Here is a 21,403-nt window from a genome sequence, read left to right on the forward strand (position 1 = left end):
GTTAAATCTTCCGCCTGTTCATGCTTCCTTTCTACGTCATCGGCCACCGCAATCCGGATACGGACGCGATCTGTTCAGCCATCGGCCACGCCGCCCTGCTGCGGGCCTCCGGTGAAGTCCCGAATGCCATCGCCGCCCGTTGCGGGGATCTCCCTCAGAGGACCCGGTGGGTGCTGGACAAGGCGGACATCGAGCCGCCCGTGCTGTTGAACGATGTGAGGGTCTCCGCGGGCATGCTTTGCCGGCGGGACATCGTCCAGGTGGCGGAGAGCGATACCTTCCTGACCGCCTACCGCCGCTTGCTGTCCTTCGGGGTGCGCAGCGCCCCGGTCGTGGATGCGGCGGGCGGGCTGCGTGGGATGCTGCGCTATCTGGATCTGCTGGGCCTGCTGCTGCCCCCGGAGACGGATGGGATGAAGGTGCGGACCGTCCATGTTTCATTCTCAAAGGTGGTGGACACCCTCCAGGCCACCAGCGTGGGGGCAAACCTCCCGCCCGCGGAGTCCGAGGAGGAACTCATCCTGCTGGTGGGGGCGTCCTCGCAGAACACGGTGGACAAGCGCCTGAAGACGGCGAAGCAGGAAGGGCTTGTGGATCGCTTTCTCGTGATCTGCGGCGACCGCCCGATCGTCCAGCGTTACGCCATCGACCACGGCGCGCGCGGGTTGCTCGTCACCGGCGGAAATACCGTCACCCAGGACATCGCCGAGTACGCGAAGAAAAAGGGCGTGGTCGTGCTGCTCTGCCACCAGGACACCGCCAGTGCCTCCACCCTCCTGCGTTGCTCCCGCACGGTGAAGCACGTCATGACGTCCAACATCGTCACCATCGGTTCCAATGAGCCGGTTTCCCGCCTCCGCAAGCGTCTCACCGCGCTCGACCAGGATCTCTTTCCGGTGATGGAGCAGGGCAGCGGGAAAATGATCGGCGTTCTTTCCAAGTCGGACCTGGTGGACCCGCCGCGCATCCGGCTCGCGCTGGTGGACCACAACGAATACGCCCAGGCCGTGGCCGGGGTCGAGGAGGCGGAGATCACCGAAGTCATCGACCACCACCGGCTGGCGGGGAATCTCGTTTCACGGGAGCCCATCCGCTACCTCAACGAGCCGGTGGGCTCCACCTCCACCCTGGTGGCGCGGAAGTTCATGCACCGTGACCTCACCCCGGATGCGGGCGTGGCCATGTGCCTCTGCGCGGGCATCGTCTCGGACACGCTGTGCCTCACCTCTCCGACGACCACCCTGCTGGACAGGGAGATGCTCAACTGGCTCTGCAAGATCGCGGACATCGACGCGGAGGAATTCACCGAGGAATTCTTTGCCGTAGGTTCCCTGCTGGCCACGGGAACTCCGGAGGAGATCCTCAACGCCGACCGCAAGGAATTCACGGAGGACGGCATGACCGTCAGCATCTCCCAGGTGGAGGAAAGGGATCTGCATGGCTTCGGCCCGCGGCGGGAGGAACTGGAGTGCGTTCTGAAGGAGCTGGTCCGCTCGAAGGGCTACGCCTTCGGCGTTCTGGCCATCACCGATGTGGCCCGCCACCACAGCGTCATCCTCGCCGTGGGCGAGGAGCCGATCCTCAACCAGTTCCCCTTCAAGCGGACGGACACCCACTTGTTCGACGCTCCGGGCGTCGTCAGCCGGAAAAAGCAGATCTTCCCCGCGGTCAGCGAGGCGATCCAGAATTCGAGGTGAACGGAGCGTCGGGGCGGGATTTCCGCTGCTGGAGGTATCCGATCGCGGTGAGATGGAAATTGTGTATCTCAAACTCGCTTCCCCGGCGAACCCGGCATTTCAGTCTGCGATGGAGGAAGCGGAGTGTGATGATGCCCACCAGCAGCACGCCCATTAGAACCGCGGCCGAGGTCAGCACGGTGGAGGACATGGAGCCGAACGTGAGCTTGATGACGGAAACGATGAATACGAACTGGAAGGCCGTGACCAGGATACCGGAGGCAACGATCTTCCGGTTGGACGACGGGCTGGTGAAAACCCTGATGCGGACGGACGTCAGGAAGAAGCCGGAAACAAGGCAGACCAGCAGCCCCACGACGCCTGCTCCCGCGATCAAGCCACCGGCGGAATCCGCGGCGAATCCTCCACCCACAAGAGCCACCGCACTGGCCGGCATCAGCACGCTGCGCCACAGCGGGCAATGGCGGATGGAGATGGACCGCAGGGTCATTGTTCCGAATGAGGTGCCGTCGAACGGGTCGATCATCGGCAACTGGGCCTCCTGCCTCACCAGGAGCGTCCTCCCGTCCACACGCCAGCCGGAAGGTAACGGGGCGTCCGGCAGGTCGTCCGGAGAGTGATTGGAAACGGGAGGCGCGTAGGGATTTTCGCTCATCGCTGCTTCATCGGGGCCTCGATGATGCCTTCCTGCGTCTCCTGTTTCAGCCGGAGCTGGCCGCAGGCGGCGTCGATGTCGTGACCTTTCTCCAGCCGGAGCGTGGCGGAGACGCCGGCGTTCTTCAGGACATCCTGGAAGGCGCGGCAGTGGCTCACGGCGGGGCGTTTCCAGTCCAGCCCCTCGACGGTGTTGTAGGGGATGAGGTTCACCTTCGCGTGCAGCTTGCGGGCGTGGCGGGCGAGGATCGCCGCCTGCTCGAGCGAATCGTTCACCCCCTGGATGAGGATGTATTCCAGCGTGAGCTTCTGGTTTTTGCGGGAGTTCCAGTAGTCGAGCGCGTCGAACAGCTCCGCCACCGGCCACTTCTTGTTCACCGGCATGATCTGGTTCCGCACGTCGTCGGTCGCACCGTGGAGGGAGATGGCCAGGCGGATCTGCTGCGGATGCTCCGCCAGTTGGCGGATCTTCGGCACCAAGCCGGAGGTGGAGATGGTGAGATGGCGTGCGCCCAGGTGGAGCGACTTTTCGCCGGTGATCAGACCGATGGCGGCCAGCAGGTTGTCGAGGTTGGCCAGCGGCTCGCCCATGCCCATGAAGACCAGGTTGTCCACCCGCTCCCCGGAAAGCTGTTCCGCCGCCAGCACCTGCCCGGCGATTTCCGATGGATCGAGATTCCGTGTGAATCCCGCGAGGCCGGAGGCGCAGAACTTGCAGCCGTAGGCACACCCCACCTGGGATGAAACGCAGAGCGTCCGGCGGTCCGATTTTTCGCCGTAAAGCGCGGGGTTCGCCGGGATCAGCACGCTTTCCACGTAGCGGTGGTCATGCAGGCGGAAGAGGAATTTGCGCGTGGTGTCCTTCGATCCCTGGGTGTGGGTGTGTTCCAACGCTCCCAGGCGGAAATGCTGCGTGAGCTTCTCCCGCAAGGCCGCGGGCAGGTTGGTCATCGCGTCGATGGACGTGACCTTTTTCTTCCAGATCCATTCCATGATCTGCCCGGCCCGGAACGCGGGCTCACCGGCCTCCTTCAGAAAGGAAGAGATCTGGTCGATCGACTGGCCGGTCAGAGCGGGATGCATGGCTGGAGGGATATTAACCCAAAGCGGAGCGCAAGTCACTCGCCGCGCTGCGGGCACTGGCCGGGGCATCCGGCACGAAGGTGAAATCCTCGTCATTCGGGTCCAGTTCCGCGGCATCAGGAACGGTGATCGGCTCGGCGGCCTGATGGCTGGCGGCGATGTCGCGGGCCTTTGCCAGGGCTGCCAGCGCGTTCGCCGGGATCTGAGGGCGGACGGGCGGGGTGGGGGCTGGAGACGTTTCTTCCGGGGCAGCGAGGCGCGGGGTCTTGTCGATGGGTTCCAGGTTCTGGATCGAAGCGGAGTCCGGTGCGGCCTTCAGTTCCTCGAACTTGCGGGCGGCGGGCAGCACCCGCGTTTCCAGGGATCCGACGGCGCTGTTGTAGCTATCGACCGCATTGCCGAGCGAGCGGCCGACCTTGGCGAAATGCTCCGCCAGTTTGCCCAGGCGCTCGTGCAGGGTCTTGCCGAGCTGCGAAATCTCGCGGGCATTTTCCGCGATGGACTCCTGCCGCCAGCCGTAGGCCACCGCGCGGAGCAGGGCGATGAGCGTGGTGGGCGTAGCCAGGATCACGCCTTCCTTCACGCCTCGCTCGATCAGGGTGGCGTCGTGCTGGAGGGCGGCGGAGAAGAAGGACTCGCTGGGCAGGAACAGCACGGTGAACTCCGGAGCTTCCGCGAACTGCGCGCTGTAGTTCTTCGACGCGAGCTGCTGGATGTGCGTGCGCACCTGCTGGGCGTGGCGCTGGAGTGCCAGGTCCCGCTGGGCCTCGTCGTTGGCTTCCAGCGCGTCGAGGTAGGCATCCATCGGCGTCTTGGAATCGACCACGATGGTCTTGCCCGCGGGCAGCCGAACGATCAGGTCCGGGCGGAGGCGCCTGCCCTCGTCATTCGCGGTCTGGTGCTGGGTTTCGAAATCGCAATGTTCCTGCATCCCGGCCAGCTCGACCACCCGGCGGAGCTGGAGTTCCCCCCACTGGCCGCGGCCGGTGGGCTGGCGCAGCGCCTTCACCAGGGAAGCGGTCTCCCGCTGGAGGCCGAGCTGGCCTTCGCCCAGCGCACGGACCTGTTCCTTCAGCTCCGCATACGCGCCCTCGCGGGCTTTCTCGATCTCGCCGATGCGCAGCTCGAATTTCCCCAGCGACTCCGCCACCGGCCGGATGAGCGTCTCGATGGCGGTCTTGCGCTTCTCGATCTCGCCCTTCGCTTCCTCGGTCTGGGTGGAGAGGGACGACTTCGCGAGCTGCAGGAACTGTTCCGTGGAGGAGCGGAGGGCGTCCGCGGAGAGGGCCTTGAAGGTATCGGACAACTTGACCTCCGCCCGCTCGATGAGCGCCTGCTTCTCGGCGGCGGCCTTCATTTCCGCCTCATGGCGGGAGCGCGCCTCCGCCAGTTGGGTGCGGAAATTCTGCGCTTCGTTCTCATTCCGCTGGGCTTCCTCCGTGGTGCGGGCGAGCCGCGCCTCGATCTCCGCGGACCGCCTTTCCTCCGCCTTCACCCGTTCCTGGGCGGCGGAGACCTTCGCCTTGCCGATCAGGGAAGTGATGATCCATGCGATCAGAAATCCCACGGCGGCGGCGATGATCTGGGGAAGGTGCGGCTGGATTTCGGGAGGCATGGATTTGTCCTTGCGGGAAAGTGAATGCTGGCTTTCGTAATGGGTGTCGCGTTGCTTGTCCGTCCATTCGGCCGGAAGCACAAGACCCAATCCTACCTCTCACTATTATGGCCAGAACTCTCCCGGAACTCGGATACGCCTACGACGCGCTCGAACCCCACATCGACGCGAAGACGATGGAAATCCACCATTCGAAGCACCATCAGGCATACATCACGAACCTGAACAACGCCACCGCCGGCAAGGGCGACCTCGACGAGAAAAGCTCCGAGGAACTGGTGAAGGATCTCGGCTCCGTCCCGGAAGACATCCGGACCGCCGTCCGCAACAATGCCGGTGGTGATGTGAACCACGCGTTTTTCTGGAAAGTCATCGCTCCAGGTGGTGCCAAGGCCCCTTCCGGTGAACTCGCCGCCGCCATCGACGCCGCCTTCGGCTCCTTCGACGCGTTCAAGGAAGCATTTGCGAAAGCCGGTGCCACCCGCTTCGGCTCCGGCTGGGCGTGGCTCGTCAAAGGTGCGGACGGGAAGCTTTCCGTCGGCTCCACCGCCAACCAGGACAGCCCGATCATGGGCAAAGCCGTCGCAGGTATCGAAGGCACCCCGGTCATCGGCCTGGATGTCTGGGAGCACGCCTACTACCTCAACTACCAGAACAAGCGCCCGGACTACATCGCCGCATTCTGGAATGTCGTGAACTGGGACGTCGCCGCCAAAAACTTCGGCGCGTAATTTCCAAACCGGAATCCTTCATGCGAGCGGACGCGGCCTTTGTCGGCCGCGTCCGTTTGTTTTTCCCCCGACAGGACTCCGGTGCGGGCCAAAGCCGAAAATTCAGACGAAACGGGACGGTCACGCCGCTTTCAGGGCATGCCGCTGATGTTTGTTTTCGCGATATCGGCAAGGTATGTGTCGAAACGCCGGTCCGTACCCGCCCGTTGTTCTGGAAGCCCGGATTCACCGTGATTCCGGGAGAGCATCGTGGACGTGAAGGGAAGAAACCCATCAATTGCGGGATGGAGCTTTTGAAGGAAAAGGGGTTACAAGGCGTCCCATCATCATGTTAGATCCTGTCATGAAACCAAAGGCTCCCCAGAACCCCCAGCCCCCGGCCGTCAGCGAGGAAGAGATCCGCCAGCAGGAAGTCTTCGAGCTGGAGTCGCCTGACCGCACCTGGCTTTCCGGGCCGCGCTCACGCTGGCGTGATGCGATGACACTTTTCCACGTTTGCAGGGATTTCATCCGCGCGTTCCGCACGCTCCATTTCGCGGGGCCGTGTGTCACCATCTTCGGCTCCGCGAGGACGCCGGTCGGTTCTGACTTTTATAACATGGCGGTGGAAATGGGGGCGGCCTGTGCCCGTCTCGGCTTCACCACCATGACCGGCGGCGGCCCCGGTATCATGGAAGCGGGGAACAAGGGCGCCTATGAGGCGGGCGGTTGTTCCATCGGTGTGAACATCGAACTTCCCTTCGAGCAGCACCTGAATCCCTACGTCCACCGTTCGGTCACGATGCGCTATTTCTTCACCCGGAAGACCATCCTGGTGAAGTACTCCTACGCCTTCATCGTGCTGCCGGGTGGTTTCGGCTCTCTGGATGAGATGTTCGAGACCCTCACGCTGATCCAGACGGGCAAGCTGAGGAACTTCCCGCTCATCCTGATGGGCAAGGACTACTGGAAGCCGCTGATGGAACTGGTCTATCACATGGCGGAGGAAGGCACCATCAGCCCCGGGGATCCGGATCTGATCTTCGTCACCGACGACGTCGAAGATGCCGCCGCCCACCTCCAGCGCCATGCCGTCCGCCAGTTCGGCCTGCGCCGGAAAGCGGTCCCGAGAGCCATCAAGATCCTCGGCGAGAAGCCGGTGGAGAGTTGACTTTGTGTGATGTGGACATAATATGTCCACATGAAGACGGCCACCGTCCGTGAGTTGAGGAACGAGTTCGCCAAACTCGAAGCTTGGCTCGGTGAAGGCGAGGAAATCCGGATCGAGAAACGCGGTGAAGTCATCGCGGTTCTCAAGCCTGTCGGGCCGGATTCCCCGACGCCGTTCCGGATGCCGGACTTCGGGGCGAGGCAGAAGGCGATCTGGGGGGATCGTGTTTTCACCCGTCAGGAGATCGATGACATGCGCGCGGATGAGTTGGAGGGCGAGGAAGGATGAGAGTCTTTCCAGATACCTCCCTGCTTTGCGCCCTCTACCGCAGGCAGGTGAACAGTCCTGAAGCCATCGCATTCATGGAACGGCATGCCGCCGCGCTTCCGGTTTCAGGGTTGCTGCTGCTGGAGTTCCGGCAGTCCGTCCGGTTGCAGACCAGGTTGTTTTCCTTGGACCGCCGGAAAGGGTTCCCGGAGAGCGAAGGGGCGCGGATGTTGCGGGACCTCCAGTCCGACCTGACGGACGGCATTCTGAAAATCGAGGGGGTGGACTGGGCGGTGGTGTACCGGATTGCCGAGACCCTCAGCAGTGCCCATACCCGCGGGAGCGGGAACCGGCTTGTGGATATCCTCCATGTGGCGACGGCCCTGCACCTCGGCGCGGAGGAGTTCCTGACCTTTGATGCCAACCAGAAGGCGCTCGCCGAGTCTGAGGGGATGAGTGTCCCGTTTCAGGCTTTCGGCAGGAAATAACCCCGCTGCTTTTCCGAGATGGGCAGGCCCATTTTTTCCATCACCGCCAGCATGTCCTCCCACAGCAGGCGCTTCGCGTTGCCGGTGGCTCCGCTCTGGAGCAGGTAGCTGGGATGGTAGGTGACGCGGGCGGGGATGCCGCCCAGGTCGTGCCATTTTCCGCGCATGCCGGTGACGGCCCCTTGGAGGCCCAGCAGGCCTTCCGCCGCGGTGCCGCCGAGGGCGATGATGCATTCCGGCTTGATGATGTCGATTTCCGCGCGGACGAAAGGCATGCAGGAAGCCATTTCCTCCGGAGTCGGTTTCCGGTTGTTGGTCGTCTGCTTCGGCAGCGCCGGGCGGAATTTGACGATGTTCGAGATATAGACCTCCTCACGCCGGAGGCCCATGGCCTTGAGGATGTCATTCAGCTTCTGTCCGGCGGGTCCGACGAAGGGTTCGCGCTCCTTTTCCTCCTGATAGCCAGGGGCCTCACCCACCAGCATCAGCCGCGCGGCGGGATTTCCCACGGCGAACACCATGGTGTCCCTCAGCGTGCCCAGCGAACGCGCCGCCGGCCAGGACTCCGCCTGGCTGCGCAGGGACGCGAGCCGTTCCTCGCGGGAAATGCCTTCGGCCACCAGAACCCCGGGAACCGGAGAGGCACGCAGGGCCGGGGCTTCCGGCTCCAGATTGAAATGTTCCATCACGGCAGGGGCGGTGACAGAGGCCGCTGGGGCAGCCGCCTTTTTTCCCGCGCGTGCCCGCTCGAAAAGCTCCCGCAGGCCATCGCGAGCCTCGTCGTCCAGATGGATGTGGGACACGCCCCGTTCCTGTTCGGAACGGAGGAACTCGATGAGAAGATCGACGGGGCGCGACACGTCCAGAGGCATAGCGGGATGCCCGGAAAGGTGCAACCGCAGCTTGCCTTGAAATCCGCGGCGGAAAATTTTTGGAGGAAATTCCTTAAAATGAGCGTATCATCCGCCCGGCCGGATGGCCCGGAGATTATGAAGCGTGTATTGACTTTCCTGGCCATGGCCGGTGCCTGCATGGCCACCGCGTCCGCGGAAGTGCGGATTGATGAGAAGACTTTCGGCGAAAAACTCGGCGGCTGGACGAAGCGTTCCAACCAGGCCGCGGAGTACCCCCTGTCTGGCTCCAACTACCGCACCTACAAGCCGGAAGTTTCCCCGACACCGGATGGCGGCGTCTTCGTCTCCGTCCGCATCGACCACATCCGTGGCATGCTGGCGTCCGATGACCACGCCATCCTGGAGATCACCATCAACGACAAGGGGACCATCGTTTCCGCCCAGTCGAACATTGCGATCCAGGGCCGGGCGATCACCAGTGACGTGATCAAGGGCGGCACGGACACCGCAAGAGCCGCCGGAGCGGACCGTGCAGTGCAGATCGGCACGGATCTCGTGGCCGACCTTTCCGCGAAGCTGCTCCGCGAGAAGATTGTGGAGGCCGGGCGCGTTTCCTTTCCCTCCGTCCTGCGCCACAACTACAACCTGCTGTTCCAGTCCATCCGGACGGAGGAAATCGCGGCGGTGGCGGTTGAGGAAGCCCCCCCATCCGCGGAGCCGAAGCCAACTGGCCCGAAGCTGGAGGTGAAGCCCTACGGGGATTCCCCGAAGCCCCCTGAGATTCCGGTGAAACCCTGAACGATCCCCTCACCCGCGCGGGTGGAATTTCCGGTGGACTGCCTTCAGCCGCGCCCCATCCACATGGGTGTAGATCTGCGTCGTTGAAATGTCGGCATGGCCCAGCAGTTCCTGGATCACCCGCAGGTCCGCACCGCCCTCCAGCAGGTGGGTGGCGAAGGAATGCCGCAGCAGGTGGGGATAGACGTTCTGTTCGATCCCGGCGGCGGCGCACCGCTCTTTCACGATCTGGCGGACCCGGTCCGGTGACAGCGGCCCGCCGCGCACGCTCAGGAACACATGGGAGGAAGTGCGTTTCCCCACCAATGAAGTGCGCTCGTTCCGGAGATAATCCTGGAGGGCGGCGAGAGCCTTCCGCCCCGTTCTCACGATCCGCGTCTTGTTCCCCTTGCCGGTGATGCGGATGAAGCCCTCGTCGAAATCGATCAGCTCCAGCCGCAGCTTGCAGAGTTCGGAAAGCCGGAGGCCGGAGGAGTAGAAAAGTTCCAGCATCGCCTTGTCCCGGCGGGCCAGCGGCTGGTCCGGCGGGATGGAGTCGAGCAGTTGCCTGATGTGGTCCGCATGCAGGGTCTCCGGCAGATGGCTCTCCCCCCGTGGGGCGATCAGGGGCTCCGCGGGATCCATCGGCAGATGGTTTCGCCCGGCCAGCCAGCGGAAGAAAATTTTAAGGTGGACCGTGTGGATGCGCAGGGAGGATGCGGTGAGCCCGTCGCTTTTCCGCCGCACCAGAAAGGCGGCCAGCTCATCCGTGCCGATCTCCGCCAGCGGCTTGCCGTTCCGTTTCATCCACTCCTTCAGCGCATCCAGCGTCTGGCGGACGGAGAGTTGGTAGGCTTCCGAAAGGCCGCGCTCGATCGCCAGGAAGCGGATGAAGGATTCGGCCTCGGATTCCATCGGTTGCCCAGGGAGCGTGCCACCTGACGGGAGGCGGGGCAAACGCATTCCGGAGGCGGCTTGACTCCTTACCGGCGTCCAGCATTGTGCTGCCATGAAACGCATCCTCCTTTTCGCCACCCTCGTGGGAGGCGCGGCCGTGCTCGCATCCTGCAGCATGGCGGAAGGCCTGGCGAAGACGGTCAGCCGCACGGGGAACACCCTTACCCGCAGCGTCAGTAACGCCGGTGGGGCTCTCAGCCGTTGAGCGGGGACACCGTCCTGCCGCCGTCGGCATCGACGGAAAACGCCAGCCAGACCGCGTCCGGCGGGATCAGTTCCGGAAACTTGTCCGCCCACTCCGCCACCACCACGCCGCCTGCCTCGAGGTATTCGTCCCAGCCAAGGCTGATGAGTTCATCCGCAGAGTCCAGACGGTAGAAGTCGAAGTGGAAGATGGGCAGCCGTGCCGGATATTCGTGAACCAGCGAAAAGGTGGGGCTGGTCACATCCCCGCCTGCTCCCAGCGCGGCGGCGAAGCCTTTCGTCCAGTGGGTCTTCCCGGCTCCCAGCCCGCCCGTCAGGGCAAAGACCATCCCGGCGCTGGCACCCGCAGCGGCTTCCCGCCCGAGCTGCTCCATCCCGGCAGGGGAATCCGCCTTTCCGAACATGAAACGGGGGGGATCAGTTGTCCTTGCCGTCCTCCACCTTCGGGACTTCGTGCAGGCCCCTGGTCGCGTAAGCGAGTGGTGTCATCGTCTCGACATGGCCGTCCAGGAAAAGTACGGGGAGAGTGCCGCCCGCGAGGAACGGCAGGAGCTTCTTGTCCGAGCCTTCCGCCTTGTTGCCGGTGTAGGCCCAGGTCCAGTGCGGGCGGATGATCGGTGTTCTTTCCGGGTTGCGGACGGTGAGGAGGTTGACCGGGGTGCTCAACGCCACGTCAGGTTCGAGCTTCTCATCGCGGGTGAGGGCGATGTTCGTGGCAAGCTGGCCGTTCATTGCATAGCCCACGGAATCATGCTTCAGATCCTTCTTCGGGATCGTCGGGTTCACGAAGTCGCTGCTTTTCGTCTGCTTCCAGTATCCGTCCTTCAGCAGGTCATCGAGGCTCTTGCCGGAGGTCTGCTCCTCAAGCCAGGTGAACCAGTAGATGTCATCCTTCTCCTCGTTTTCGGAGGCGGGGGTCATCGGCGGCGGGATGCGGTTCGCGTGGTCGTTCGCGTAGAGGGTCAGGGAAGACGCCATCCGCTGCATGGACTGGACGGTCTTCGTCTGGGCGCTTTTTTTCAGGATTTTCGGAGCCATCACCGCCGCCAGCGTGGACAATATGGCGACGATGGAAATGACCACGAGGAGTTCGATGAGCGTGAAGCCGCGACGATGGGTTTTGATCATAAAAGTCGTCCGGAACCTAGGGGTGCGTTGAATTCAGGGCAAACAAAAAGTTGCCGGTGCCGGGCGGCGTTGATCCCGGGCGGGTGGGATCGCCCGGGGTGAACCGCTGCGGACTCCCAATGAAATTACCCGCCGGAAGGGTCGCCAATGTGGGGAAAATCCTTGCGCCCCGGCCCCGCTCATGCCAGCCATAACGTGTCCGGTTTTCCGGGGCATTAGCTCAGTTGGTAGAGCGCTTCGTTCGCAATGAAGAGGTCAGGAGTTCGAATCTCCTATGCTCCACCATCCTCAAGGGATGGTTGTTCAGGGGGGGATTGCGCCGGAGAATGGCGATGATGCCGGCATTCACGTTTTTCCGGTGAAATCGCTTTTCCTCTTCGCTCCGCGTTCCTTTCCGGGCTTGATGGCCCGGCGGTTCCGCTGCCTTCAATGGGGGATGTTTTCTTCCTGTTGGATGTGGGATAAACTGCCTGCCTGCGACCGGTCCGCCCGTAAGTCCGCAACCAACCCATCCGAATCATGAGACTATTGAAGTTCATCGCCCCGGTCTTTCTCGCAGCGCAGATGCTCTGCGCCGCGGAAAAGCCGAACATCCTGTTCATATTCACCGATGACCTCGGTGCCGCCGATCTGGCGTGCACGGGGTCCGATCTCTACCGGACACCAAACCTCGACAAGCTCGCGGCGCAGGGTGTGACCTTCACCCGTGGCTACTCCTCCGCACACGTCTGCTCCCCCACGAGGGCAGCCCTGCAGAGCGGAAAGACGCCCGCTCGCCTGCACATGACCGACTTCCTCCGTGGTCACCAGAAGCCGTATGCGAAGCTGTTGGTGCCGGACTGGACCATGGGTCTGCCCACCACGGAGAACAGCTTCGCCAAGGTGGTGAGGCCCCAGGGCTATGTGTCCGCCTGGTTCGGGAAATGGCATGCCGGTGAGGGAGCGCAGCAGCATGGCTATGACGCGGGCAACCAGAGCTGGAAGGAGAACACGAAGGACGAGCCGACAGATCCCAAGGGTGTCTTCACTCTCAACAAGGAAGCGATGGACTTCATCGAGAAAAACCCGGGCAAGCCGTTCTTCATCGGCATGTCGCACTACTCGCCGCACGGCCCGGTGCGTTTCGACCCGGCGGTGCGTGACGAATACCAGAAGATCGTTGATGCGAAGCCGGACCTCAAACAGAAGAACGCGGGCTACGCGGCGATGATCGAGGCGCTGGACGCCAGCATCGGCCAGATGCTCGACTTCCTCGACGAGAAGGACTTGGCGAAGAACACCATCGTCATCTTCACCTCGGACAACGGCGGTGAGCTGAACTTCACGAACAACGCTCCGCTCCGCATGGGCAAGGGCAGCCTCTATGAAGGTGGCGTCCGCGTTCCGGTCATCGCCCGCTGGCCCGGGCACCTGAAGCCGGGAACGACCAATGAAACCCGGGTGAGCAGCATCGACTTCCTGCCGACCATCGCGGCCCTCGTGGGTGCGCCGGTGCCATCGGGATTGGATGGAAAGGATCTTTCCGCCGCTTTTTCGAATGGCGAAACCCTCGACCGGGGCAACCTGTATTGGCACTACCCGCACTACCATGCGACCCGGCCATCCGGCTCGATCCTGAGCGGCGACTGGAAGCTCATCGAGTGGTTCGAGACGGGCAAGACGGAGCTTTACAACATCGCGGCCGACCCAAGGGAGGAAAAGGATCTCGCGGTGGAAAACCCGGAGAAGGCCGCGGCGTTGCTGGCGGACCTGAAGAAGTGGCGCGAAGAGGTGGGCGCGCAGATGATGAAGGAGAACCCGCAGTATGATCCGGCCCGCGAAACCGAAGGCCCGCCGAAAAAGGTGAACAAGAAGAAGGAGGAGGCGAAGGCCGAGAAGAAGAAGCCCGGCAACCCCGACAACCAGAAAAAGGAGAAGAAGCCGAAGGCGGAGAAAGCTCCGAAATAAGCCGGTGTGCGGAAGTTCCTCTGCGCGATGTTGCTCGTCCCCGCCGTGACGGTGCTGTGGGCTTACGAGCGGCCCGGAAGAACGCGGAACTGTCGGCGGAGGTGCGCGAAAGGAAAGCCATCACCGCGGAGCGCGTCCGCCTCGTAGGTGATCTACATCACACGCTGGAGCAGATCCTGACAGCCATCCACCTGCAGCTCCCCCAGCATCCGCGCCTCCGGCAATCCGGAAGCGGCGGGGCGGGATCCCTCGATCAGGTGATGAAAGTGGAATCAAGGTTCCGGCTCGCGCTGCGTCCGGCGCTTCGGCCTTTCCTTGCCGGACTCATCCGGATCCGCGGTGGATGGGATCTTGTAGCCGGTATCGAGCTTCTGCTTTTCCAGCCCGGCCTCCAGTTCCTTGCGGAGGCCGGCTTTGGCGGGATTGTTGTAGTGGTTGGTGGTCTCGTAGGGATCTTCCCCCAGGTCGAAGAGTTCGTTCCACTGCGGGTTTTCCGGGTAGGTGATGATTTTTCCCTTGGTGGAGCGCAGGCCCAGGATGGTGGGATTGCGGAAGTTCCGTTCGTAGAAGTATTCGTAGAGGAAGGATTCACGCCAATCTGCCGGTGGGCTTTCCTCCAGCAATGGACGGAGGCTGCGGCCCTGGAAGGACTCGGGCAATTTGATGCCGGCGAGGTCCACGATGGTGGGCGCGAGGTCGATGTTGAGGACATCGGGCGTGATCTCCTTGCCCGTGATCTTGTGGAACGGGGAGCGGATCAGCAGCGGTACGCGCAGGGATTCCTCATAGGCGGAGCGTTTGTCACCCAGCCCGTGTTCGCCGAGGTAGTAGCCGTTGTCACTGGTGAAGATGACGATGGTGTTCTTGTCGAGACCGAGCGCGTCCAGCTCATCCAGGATGCGGCCAAAGCTGCGGTCCGCGCTGGTGAGGGTGCGGAAGTAGTCCAGCATCTTCGGATTCCCGGGTGCGGTGTTGCGCGGCTCGTTGACACCCTCCGGGCGGAAAGGCGCGGGTGACTTCAGATTGGGGACAGGGTTCGCTTTCTCCCCGTCGTATTCCTCCTTGAAGTCCGCATGGGGTTCACGCGGGCCGTGCACGGACTTGAAGCCCACGGTCAGCAGGAACGGGCGGTTCTTGTTCTCCCGGAGGAAACCGATGGCGTGGTCCGCGGAAGCGTCATCGATCCATTTCGGCTCGATCACCTTCTTCACCTCACCGTCCTTGCGGATGGTCACGGGGCAATCGAAGAATTTCCCCTGGCCCTGGAAGCTGGCGGAGAAGTCGAAGCCGGGCCGCTCCGGTTGCGTTCCCATGTGCCACTTGCCGATGTAGCCGGTGTGGTAGCCGTTCGCCTTCAGGACGGAGGCATAGGTGATGCTGTCGGCGGGGAGCGGCGTGTGGTTGTTGGAGACGCCGTGGGTGTGGGCATACTGTCCCGTCAGCAGACTGGCCCTGCCGGGGGAGCAGAGAGACGTGGTGACGAAGGAGTTCCGGAAGATGGCTCCCTGTGACTTCAGGCGGTCGAGCACCGGTGTCTTCAGCCACGGGAAGCGGGCCTTGTCGCCCTGTTCCTTCTGCACGGCGGAGATGGCATCCCACCGCTGGTCATCCGTGAGGACGAACAGGAAGTTCGGCTTCACGGTTTCCGCGAACGCGGACAGCGAGGAGGCGATGAGGAGAAAAAGAGGGAATTTCATCGGAAGTGCTATTGCTTGCCGAGGTTGAGACGCACTCCGCCGATGCTGCCCTTGAATGGAGTGACGGTTTCGTAAGGGCCGACGAGGGCTCCGCTGTCGGTCCCCACGCTCAGGCCATCCCGCGGGTTGCTGCGGATCAGTCCGCTGAACTCCGCCGTCGCTTCCTTGCCCCCTGCGGAAAGGGTGACCTTGCCATCGGCGGCGAGCGTCGCTTTTGCCTCGACCCCTTTGCCGAACGGACCGGGGATCTGCGCGGTGGCGGTTTGGCCCGCGCTGCGGATGAAGAACACCAGCTTCCCTCCTTGGAGGGAAAGCGAGATGCCGTGGAGCGTTCCTCCTTGGGCAAAGATGATGCCCTCTTGTCCGTCCTCCGCATCAAAGGTGGCGGTCAGGGTGATCGCGCGTTGGGCCAGGTCCGGAGCCTCGTTGCCCTCCAGTTGGTCCCCCGCCTTCAGGTCGAAGTTCCGCTTGTTGCTTCCCTTCCGGCCTTGGCTGGCCGGACCGCGCCAGGCACCCAGCGGCAGGACGTTCGCCCGTGCCGCCCAGACATCCCATTTTGCGGACAGATCTTTCACCACCTCCGGTTTCGATGAAGCGAGGTCGTTCTGCTCGCTGCGGTCCTCGGCGAGGTCATAGAGCCGCCATGGCTGATTCTCCAGCGCGACGAGCTTCAGGTCCCCTTCGCGGATGGCGCGGTTCCCTTCGTGTTCCCAGAAGAGCGGCTGAGTGCGGGCCAGCTTTTCACCCTTGAAAGCGGGGAGCAGGCTCACGCCTTCCTTCGGGGTGATCCTGTTGCCCTTGAACTCCGCCGGATACTCCGCTCCGCCGATGTCGATGGCGGTGGCCAGGATGTCGATGAGGTGGCCGGGCTGGCTTTCCAGCGCGCCTTTCCGTTGGTCCTTGATGACGGCGGGCCAGTGGGCGATGAGCGGGGTCGAGATGCCGCCCTCATCCGTGTAGTGTTTGTACCGGACGAACGGGGTGTTGTTCAGCGTGGCCCATGTCTGGCCGATGAAAACGTCCGATTCCGCATCGCCGAGGTTCTTGCCATTGGCGCGTCCACGGAGGCCCGCCTCCGCGTTTCCGCCGTTGTCACTGAGGAAGAGGATCAGCGTGTTGTCGAGCTGGCCGCGCTCGCGCAGGCCGTCCACCAGGATACCCACTCCCTTGTCCATGCGTTCCAGCACGGCGGCATAGATGGCCATCAGGTGGTCGTAGTGATCCTTGTCCGCGGCGGAGAGGCTGTCCCAGGCGGGCACTTCCTCCGGGCGGGGAGAGAGAGGCCATTTCGGATCGATGAGGCCTTCGGAAATCTGCCGCTTGTAGCGTTCCTCGCGGAGCTTGTCCCAGCCCACCTTGAACTTGCCGCGCCAGCGGGCGATGTCCTCCGCAGGAGCCTGCAACGGGAAGTGCGGCGCGTTGAAGGCATTGTAGAGGAAGAACGGTTTCTTCTCCGCGAGCGCTTCGTCGATGAACTTCAGGCCGAAGGTCGGCCACAGGTCGCTGGCGTACCAGTCCTTTGGCAACGGGTCACCGTCGCGGCCCACATCCTTGCCGTTGTAGAAGATTTTCGTGTTCCTGGAATCGGGGAAAAAGAAGCCACCCGCAGCGGCGGAGAGCGTGCGGTGGAATCCGCGCTCCTCCGGCTTCACGCCGTGGTTCTGGCCCACGTGCCATTTTCCCGTCATGGCGGTGAAGTAGCCTGCCTGGCCCAGCACCTCCGGGATGGTGACGCAGGTGTTGTTCAGCCGGCCGGAGTAGCCGGGACGGACGTTGCCATTCTCATCCCGCCGTTCATCCGTCATGTGGCCGACCCCCGCCTGGTGGGCATAGAGGCCGGTCAGCAGGGAGGCGCGCGTCGGGCAGCAGCGGGCACCGTTGTAGAACTGGGTGAAGCGCAGGCCGTTCTTTGCGAGCGCGTCCAGGTTCGGAGTCTTCAGCTCGCTGCCGTAGGAACCGAGGTCCGACCAGCCCATGTCATCCACCAGGAAGACGACGATATTGGGCTTCGGTGGTTCCGCCGCATGGAGCGGCAGGGCGAGCGCGGAAAGGAGCAGGAAAAGGCGTGTGGGTCTCATCTGGGGAAAGGGGAAATCATTCATCATCCGCCGCGGCCTTCTTTTTCTTTTTGCCCTTCTTACCGGCTTTCGCGGGTTCGGACGGATCGTTCTTGGTGGGGAACTTCGCACCGACGTCCTTCCGCCAGCCGTTGAGCTTGGCCAGCAGGGAGGCTGCCTTCTCCGGTTGCGCGGAGGCGAGGTTGTTCTTCTCACTGAGATCGGCGGAGAGATCGTAAAGCTCCAGCGACCGGTCCTCCAGATTCTCGACGAGCTTCAGACTTCCCTCCCGGATGACGCTCACCGGCTTCGTCCGCCAGGTGTCGTTGCCGGAACCGAGGTAGCCGGGGAAGTGCCAGAAAAGGGCGTCACGCTTCAGCGCGGAGGATGGGTCTTTCAGCGCTGGCACATAGCTCACCCCGTCGAGCGGCTGGTTTTCCGGGGCCGGGGCACCGGAGAGTTCGAGCAGCGACGGATGGAGATCGACCGAGATGATGGGCGTCTCCGAAACGGAACCCGCGGGGATGACGCCCTTCCAGCGGAAGACGTAGGGAACGCGGATGCCCCCTTCATGGAGGGTGCCTTTCCCGCCGCGCAGCGGGGCGTTGTCCGTGGTGTCCTTTGCCTGGATGCCTTCGCGCTGGTAGCCGCCCACACCGCCGTTGTCGCTGGTGAAGACGATGAGCGTGTTTTCCGACAGACCCAGCTCGTCCAGCTTCGCCGTCACCCGGCCCACGCTTTCATCCACGCTGGCGATCATCGCCGCATAGACGGGATCCTTGTGCCCGCCGCTCGCATCCTTGTCCTTGAACTTGGCCACCAGCTCCGGCTTCGCCTGGAGAGGACTATGGACACCGTAGTGCGGCAGGTAGAGGAAGAACGGCCCGTCCTTGTGCCGCTCGATGAAATCCACTGCCTTGTCCGTCAGGAAATCCGCGAGGTAGGTGCCCTCCGGGTATTCCGTCGCGGGCGAGGTCTTGAAGTCATAGTGCCGCCCGGAGGAGACGATCGCCTCGTCAAAGCCCCGTTTCGATGGATGGCCGTCGCCGGAATCGCCGAGGTGCCATTTGCCGAACAAAGCCGTCGCATAGCCCGCTTTCTTCAGCGACTGAGCGATGGTGGTTTTCTCCGGCGGCAGGGCAGCGACGTTGTCCACCGGCCGCAGCGGACGGCTCTGCCAGTTGAAGCGGTCGATGTTGCCCACGGTGTAGACACCGGTGCGCGGGCCATATTGTCCGGAAAGGAGAGCCGCGCGGGTGGGCTGGCAGTTCGGCCCGGCGGTGTAGCCGCTGGTGAACCTCACCCCTTCCTTCGCCAGCCGGTCGATGTTCGGGGTTTCATAGTACTTGCTGCCGTAGGCGGAGACATCCGTGTAGCCGAGGTCATCGGCGAGGATGAACACGATGTTGGGCTTCTTCGCTTCGGCGAAAGCGCCGTTGCCCAGCAGGGCGAGAAGCGCGGGCACGAGGGAAACACGGCGGATCAAGGAGTTTGTCATCGGTAGCGGTCGGGAAATCGTGGACAATGGAACCTCGCCGGACGGCGGAAGTTTCGTGACATCTGCCGTCACTGGTGCGGATTGGGGAATCAGGGATGAATTCATGGAGAATCGGTCGGGTGCCGGTTCATCCAGAAGTCTGGTCTTCCACCGAGTGTCGCATGGCGGGGAAAAGGTTCCCGCCGGTAATGGGGTCCGGAGTGTTCCGTTGACCGGGGCGCACACGACCATCGCGGTCTTGCGCCCTCCGCGGGGCAGTTTGGAGGCCAGAACCGCAGGGGTCAAATCAAATCATACTAAATTAAGCATATTAGTATGATTAAGTCTCCGGCGCTCAGCTTTCCGGTCTGGCCGGAAGGGGCGGCGTGCTTTCGTAGATCGTCGGATCAGGGATTTCCGCCAGCAGGAACGCTTCACGGCGTTCCACGCAGGTCCCGCATACACCGCAGTGGATCTCCCGCCCCTTGTAGCACGACCACGTTTCCGCGAAGTCGATCCCCATATCCCGCCCGATCCGTGCGATGCCTGTTTTGTCCGTATCGATGAACGGCCGCAGGAGTTCCGTCCGGGCATACGTGCCTTCCTGGATGGCGGTGGCCATCCCTTGCATGAAACTTTCCCGGCAGTCCGGGTAGATGGCGTGGTCCCCGGAATGCGCCGCGATGACCAGCCCGTCCGCCCCGACGCTTTCCGCATACCCCGCCGCGATGGCCAGCATGATCCCGTTGCGGAACGGGACCACGGTCTTCTTCATGTTCTCCTCCGCGTAGTGTCCCTCCGGGATCTCGCCTCCGGACTGCAGCAGGTCGGACGTGAACAACTCGTCCATGAAACCCAGCGGCACCACATGGTGGGGCACGCCGCTCCGGTCAGCATGGAGTTTCGCGAAGGGGATCTCCCGGTGGTTGTGCTTCGAGCCGTAGTCGAACGAAAGGCAGCCGATCACCTCATGGTGGGCCAGCGCGTGGTGGAACGCCGTCACCGAGTCCATCCCCCCGCTCAACAGCACGCACACTTTCATCGTTCCGCCGTGTCAGGGTAGGTGGCTTCCGCCGTGAGCTGGATGCCGCCGCGCGGCGCGAATTCGCCGCGGACGATCAGTTGCGCGGGGTTCATCACCTTCACCAGGTCATCGAGAATCCGGTTCACGATCTCCTCGTTGAAGGAGGGCTGGTTGCGGAAGGAGGCCAGGTAGAACTTCAGGCTCTTCGTCTCCACGCAGGTCTGGGCCGGCACGTAGCGGATCAGGATCTTCGCGCTGTCCGGCTGCCCGGTCACAGGGCAGAGGGAGGAGAACTCCGGGCAGTTCAGCGTGATCCAGTAGTTCCGCCCCGGACGATGGTTCGGGAATACCTCCAGCACCGCCTCATCGGGGGACTGGGGTAGCCTCACGGATTTTCCCAACAGGGAAAGGTCATCGAGATCCTTGCGTTCTGCCATGCCCGGATTTTGTGGGATCAGGATACCCGGGTCCACCGAATAATGGCCCCGGATGGAAGAGAGCGCGGGACGGGTTTCCGGGCCGGTGCTTGACAGGGCCGCGGACGATGGGGCCTTGTTGGCCCAACGAACTACAGACTCATGTCCGAAGCGATTCTTGTAACAGGTGGGGCGGGATACATTGGTTCCCATACGGTGAGGCAACTCGCAGGGCTGGGCCGCAAGGTCGTGGTGCTGGACAGCTTGGTCTATGGCCACCGGGAGGCGATCATCGATCCTTCCGTGGAATTCGTCGAAGGGGAGGTGGGTGACCGCGCCCTCCTGCAGTCCCTTTTCGAAAAGCACCGTTTCGGTGCGGTCATCCATTTCGCTGCCTTCGCCTATGTCGGGGAGTCGGTGACCGACCCGCTGAAATACTACCGCAACAACACCGCGGAGCCGCTCACCCTGCTGGAGGTGATGCAGGACAGCGGCTGCAAGGCCTTCGTGTTTTCCTCCACCTGCGCCACTTACGGGGTGCCTGATGCCATCCCCATCACGGAAAGCAACCGCCAGGAACCGATCAACCCCTATGGCCGCAGCAAGCTGATGGTGGAGTGGATCCTGAAGGACTGCGACACGGCGTGGGGCCTGAAAAGCGTGTGCCTGCGTTATTTCAATGCCAGCGGATCATCCGCCGACGGCCTGATCGGGGAAGATCACAATCCGGAAACCCACCTCATCCCGCGGGTGCTGATGGCCTTGACCGGGGAGATCACGCACCTCGAGGTTTTCGGCACCGACTATGAAACACCGGACGGCACCTGCATCCGGGACTACATCCACGTGGAGGATCTGGCGGACGCCCACGGGCGAGCGGTGGACCATCTCCTGTCCGGCGGGGATTCCCTCCGGTGCAACCTGGGCACCGGCGTCGGTGTCTCCGTGAAGGAAATCATCGACGCGGCACAGGAAGTGACCGGCAAGGAAGTCCCGGTCAAATATGGACCCCGCCGTGAGGGGGATCCGCCCCGGTTGGTCGCGGACCCATCACTGGCTGCCGAAGTGCTCGGATGGACGGCCGGACACAAGGATGTCCGCGACATGCTCCGGCCCGCCTGGGCCTGGATGAGCGGACCCCGGAAAGGCAGATACGGTGACCCTGCTTCCGGTTAAGCTG

21 protein-coding genes and 1 tRNA gene are annotated in these 21,403 nt (G+C 63.1%); 10 read left to right on the forward strand and 12 right to left on the reverse strand.

Going from position 1 to position 21,403, the window contains the following annotated elements; all coding sequences use genetic code 11:
• Positions 1-20 precede the first annotated feature (20 nt).
• Positions 21-1,697, forward strand: coding sequence for a putative manganese-dependent inorganic diphosphatase (locus tag KF712_09375; GenBank protein ID MBX3741188.1), 1,677 nt, complete (start codon positions 21-23; stop codon positions 1,695-1,697).
• Here KF712_09375 and KF712_09380 read toward each other — a convergent pair.
• From KF712_09380 to rmuC, 3 genes are read right to left on the reverse strand one after another with little or no spacing between them, the layout of a single operon-like run.
• Positions 1,669-2,352, reverse strand: a complete 684-nt coding sequence (locus KF712_09380; protein ID MBX3741189.1) for a hypothetical protein — start codon at positions 2,350-2,352, stop codon at positions 1,669-1,671. The two genes, KF712_09375 and KF712_09380, sit on opposite strands and share 29 nt — an antisense overlap.
• Positions 2,349-3,503 carry a 23S rRNA (adenine(2503)-C(2))-methyltransferase RlmN gene (gene rlmN, locus KF712_09385; protein ID MBX3741190.1) on the reverse strand — a complete coding sequence of 385 codons (1,155 nt, stop codon included), beginning with the start codon at positions 3,501-3,503 and terminating at the stop codon, positions 2,349-2,351. The genes KF712_09380 and rlmN overlap by 4 nt, the downstream gene beginning before the upstream one ends.
• Entirely contained in the window at positions 3,448-5,049 is a 1,602-nt protein-coding gene (gene rmuC, locus KF712_09390; GenBank protein MBX3741191.1) for a DNA recombination protein RmuC, read from the reverse strand. The genes rlmN and rmuC overlap by 56 nt, the downstream gene beginning before the upstream one ends.
• 107 nt (positions 5,050-5,156) lie before the next feature.
• Here rmuC and KF712_09395 point away from each other — a divergent pair, with 107 nt between their 5' ends.
• The 4 genes from KF712_09395 to KF712_09410 all read left to right on the forward strand — a co-directional run bounded on the left by KF712_09395 (position 5,157) and on the right by KF712_09410 (position 7,685).
• On the forward strand, positions 5,157-5,780 hold the full coding sequence (locus KF712_09395; GenBank protein MBX3741192.1) for a superoxide dismutase: 624 nt from the start codon (positions 5,157-5,159) through the stop codon (positions 5,778-5,780).
• 343 nt (positions 5,781-6,123) lie between these two features.
• Positions 6,124-6,930 carry a TIGR00730 family Rossman fold protein gene (locus tag KF712_09400; protein ID MBX3741193.1) on the forward strand — a complete coding sequence of 269 codons (807 nt, stop codon included), beginning with the start codon at positions 6,124-6,126 and terminating at the stop codon, positions 6,928-6,930.
• Positions 6,931-6,960: 30 nt separating this feature from the next.
• Complete coding sequence (locus KF712_09405; protein MBX3741194.1) at positions 6,961-7,218, forward strand: hypothetical protein; 258 nt, start codon at positions 6,961-6,963, stop codon at positions 7,216-7,218.
• A complete protein-coding gene (locus tag KF712_09410; GenBank protein MBX3741195.1) occupies positions 7,215-7,685 on the forward strand; it encodes a PIN domain-containing protein in 471 nt (156 codons plus the stop codon). The genes KF712_09405 and KF712_09410 overlap by 4 nt, the downstream gene beginning before the upstream one ends.
• Here KF712_09410 and KF712_09415 read toward each other — a convergent pair.
• Positions 7,664-8,557: a uracil-DNA glycosylase gene (locus KF712_09415; protein ID MBX3741196.1), complete on the reverse strand. Its 894-nt coding sequence runs from the start codon at positions 8,555-8,557 to the stop codon at positions 7,664-7,666. The two genes, KF712_09410 and KF712_09415, sit on opposite strands and share 22 nt — an antisense overlap.
• Before the next feature lie 78 nt (positions 8,558-8,635).
• Here KF712_09415 and KF712_09420 point away from each other — a divergent pair, with 78 nt between their 5' ends.
• A complete protein-coding gene (locus KF712_09420; protein MBX3741197.1) occupies positions 8,636-9,337 on the forward strand; it encodes a hypothetical protein in 702 nt (233 codons plus the stop codon).
• Positions 9,338-9,346: 9 nt separating this feature from the next.
• Here the strand turns inward: KF712_09420 and KF712_09425 are convergent, their stop codons facing one another.
• The gene (locus tag KF712_09425; GenBank protein ID MBX3741198.1) at positions 9,347-10,231 is read right to left on the reverse strand and encodes a tyrosine recombinase; all 885 of its coding nucleotides are present in this window, start codon (positions 10,229-10,231) and stop codon (positions 9,347-9,349) included.
• Between the two features lie 94 nt (positions 10,232-10,325).
• Here KF712_09425 and KF712_09430 point away from each other — a divergent pair, with 94 nt between their 5' ends.
• On the forward strand, positions 10,326-10,478 hold the full coding sequence (locus KF712_09430; protein MBX3741199.1) for a hypothetical protein: 153 nt from the start codon (positions 10,326-10,328) through the stop codon (positions 10,476-10,478).
• On the opposite strand, the gene tsaE is transcribed toward KF712_09430, so the two are convergent.
• Both tsaE and KF712_09440 read right to left on the reverse strand, forming a co-directional pair.
• Complete coding sequence (gene tsaE, locus KF712_09435; protein ID MBX3741200.1) at positions 10,468-10,851, reverse strand: tRNA (adenosine(37)-N6)-threonylcarbamoyltransferase complex ATPase subunit type 1 TsaE; 384 nt, start codon at positions 10,849-10,851, stop codon at positions 10,468-10,470. The two genes, KF712_09430 and tsaE, sit on opposite strands and share 11 nt — an antisense overlap.
• Positions 10,852-10,894: 43 nt before the next feature.
• Positions 10,895-11,605: a prepilin-type N-terminal cleavage/methylation domain-containing protein gene (locus KF712_09440; GenBank protein MBX3741201.1), complete on the reverse strand. Its 711-nt coding sequence runs from the start codon at positions 11,603-11,605 to the stop codon at positions 10,895-10,897.
• Positions 11,606-11,814: 209 nt separating this feature from the next.
• Here KF712_09440 and KF712_09445 point away from each other — a divergent pair.
• Positions 11,815-11,890 (forward strand) — tRNA-Ala (locus tag KF712_09445).
• Between the two features lie 234 nt (positions 11,891-12,124).
• Positions 12,125-13,552, forward strand: a complete 1,428-nt coding sequence (locus KF712_09450; GenBank protein ID MBX3741202.1) for a sulfatase — start codon at positions 12,125-12,127, stop codon at positions 13,550-13,552.
• A 272-nt stretch (positions 13,553-13,824) separates the two neighbouring features.
• On the opposite strand, the gene KF712_09455 is transcribed toward KF712_09450, so the two are convergent.
• The 5 genes from KF712_09455 to queF all read right to left on the reverse strand — a co-directional run bounded on the left by KF712_09455 (position 13,825) and on the right by queF (position 20,244).
• Entirely contained in the window at positions 13,825-15,249 is a 1,425-nt protein-coding gene (locus KF712_09455) for a sulfatase (protein ID MBX3741203.1), read from the reverse strand.
• An 8-nt stretch (positions 15,250-15,257) separates the two neighbouring features.
• On the reverse strand, positions 15,258-17,327 hold the full coding sequence (locus KF712_09460) for an arylsulfatase (GenBank protein MBX3741204.1): 2,070 nt from the start codon (positions 17,325-17,327) through the stop codon (positions 15,258-15,260).
• Between the two features lie 16 nt (positions 17,328-17,343).
• On the reverse strand, positions 17,344-18,804 hold the full coding sequence (locus KF712_09465; protein MBX3741205.1) for a sulfatase: 1,461 nt from the start codon (positions 18,802-18,804) through the stop codon (positions 17,344-17,346).
• Between the two features lie 334 nt (positions 18,805-19,138).
• Positions 19,139-19,825 (reverse strand): 7-cyano-7-deazaguanine synthase QueC, encoded by a 687-nt coding sequence (gene queC, locus KF712_09470; protein ID MBX3741206.1) that lies wholly within the window; start codon positions 19,823-19,825, stop codon positions 19,139-19,141.
• Positions 19,822-20,244: a preQ(1) synthase gene (gene queF, locus KF712_09475; GenBank protein ID MBX3741207.1), complete on the reverse strand. Its 423-nt coding sequence runs from the start codon at positions 20,242-20,244 to the stop codon at positions 19,822-19,824. Before queF ends, queC begins: the two co-directional genes overlap by 4 nt.
• Before the next feature lie 141 nt (positions 20,245-20,385).
• Between queF and galE the strand changes: the two genes are divergently transcribed.
• Positions 20,386-21,399 carry a UDP-glucose 4-epimerase GalE gene (galE, locus tag KF712_09480; protein ID MBX3741208.1) on the forward strand — a complete coding sequence of 338 codons (1,014 nt, stop codon included), beginning with the start codon at positions 20,386-20,388 and terminating at the stop codon, positions 21,397-21,399.
• Positions 21,400-21,403: the final 4 nt, after the last annotated feature.

Source organism: Akkermansiaceae bacterium, from assembly GCA_019634595.1.
GTDB lineage: Bacteria > Verrucomicrobiota > Verrucomicrobiia > Verrucomicrobiales > Akkermansiaceae > Luteolibacter.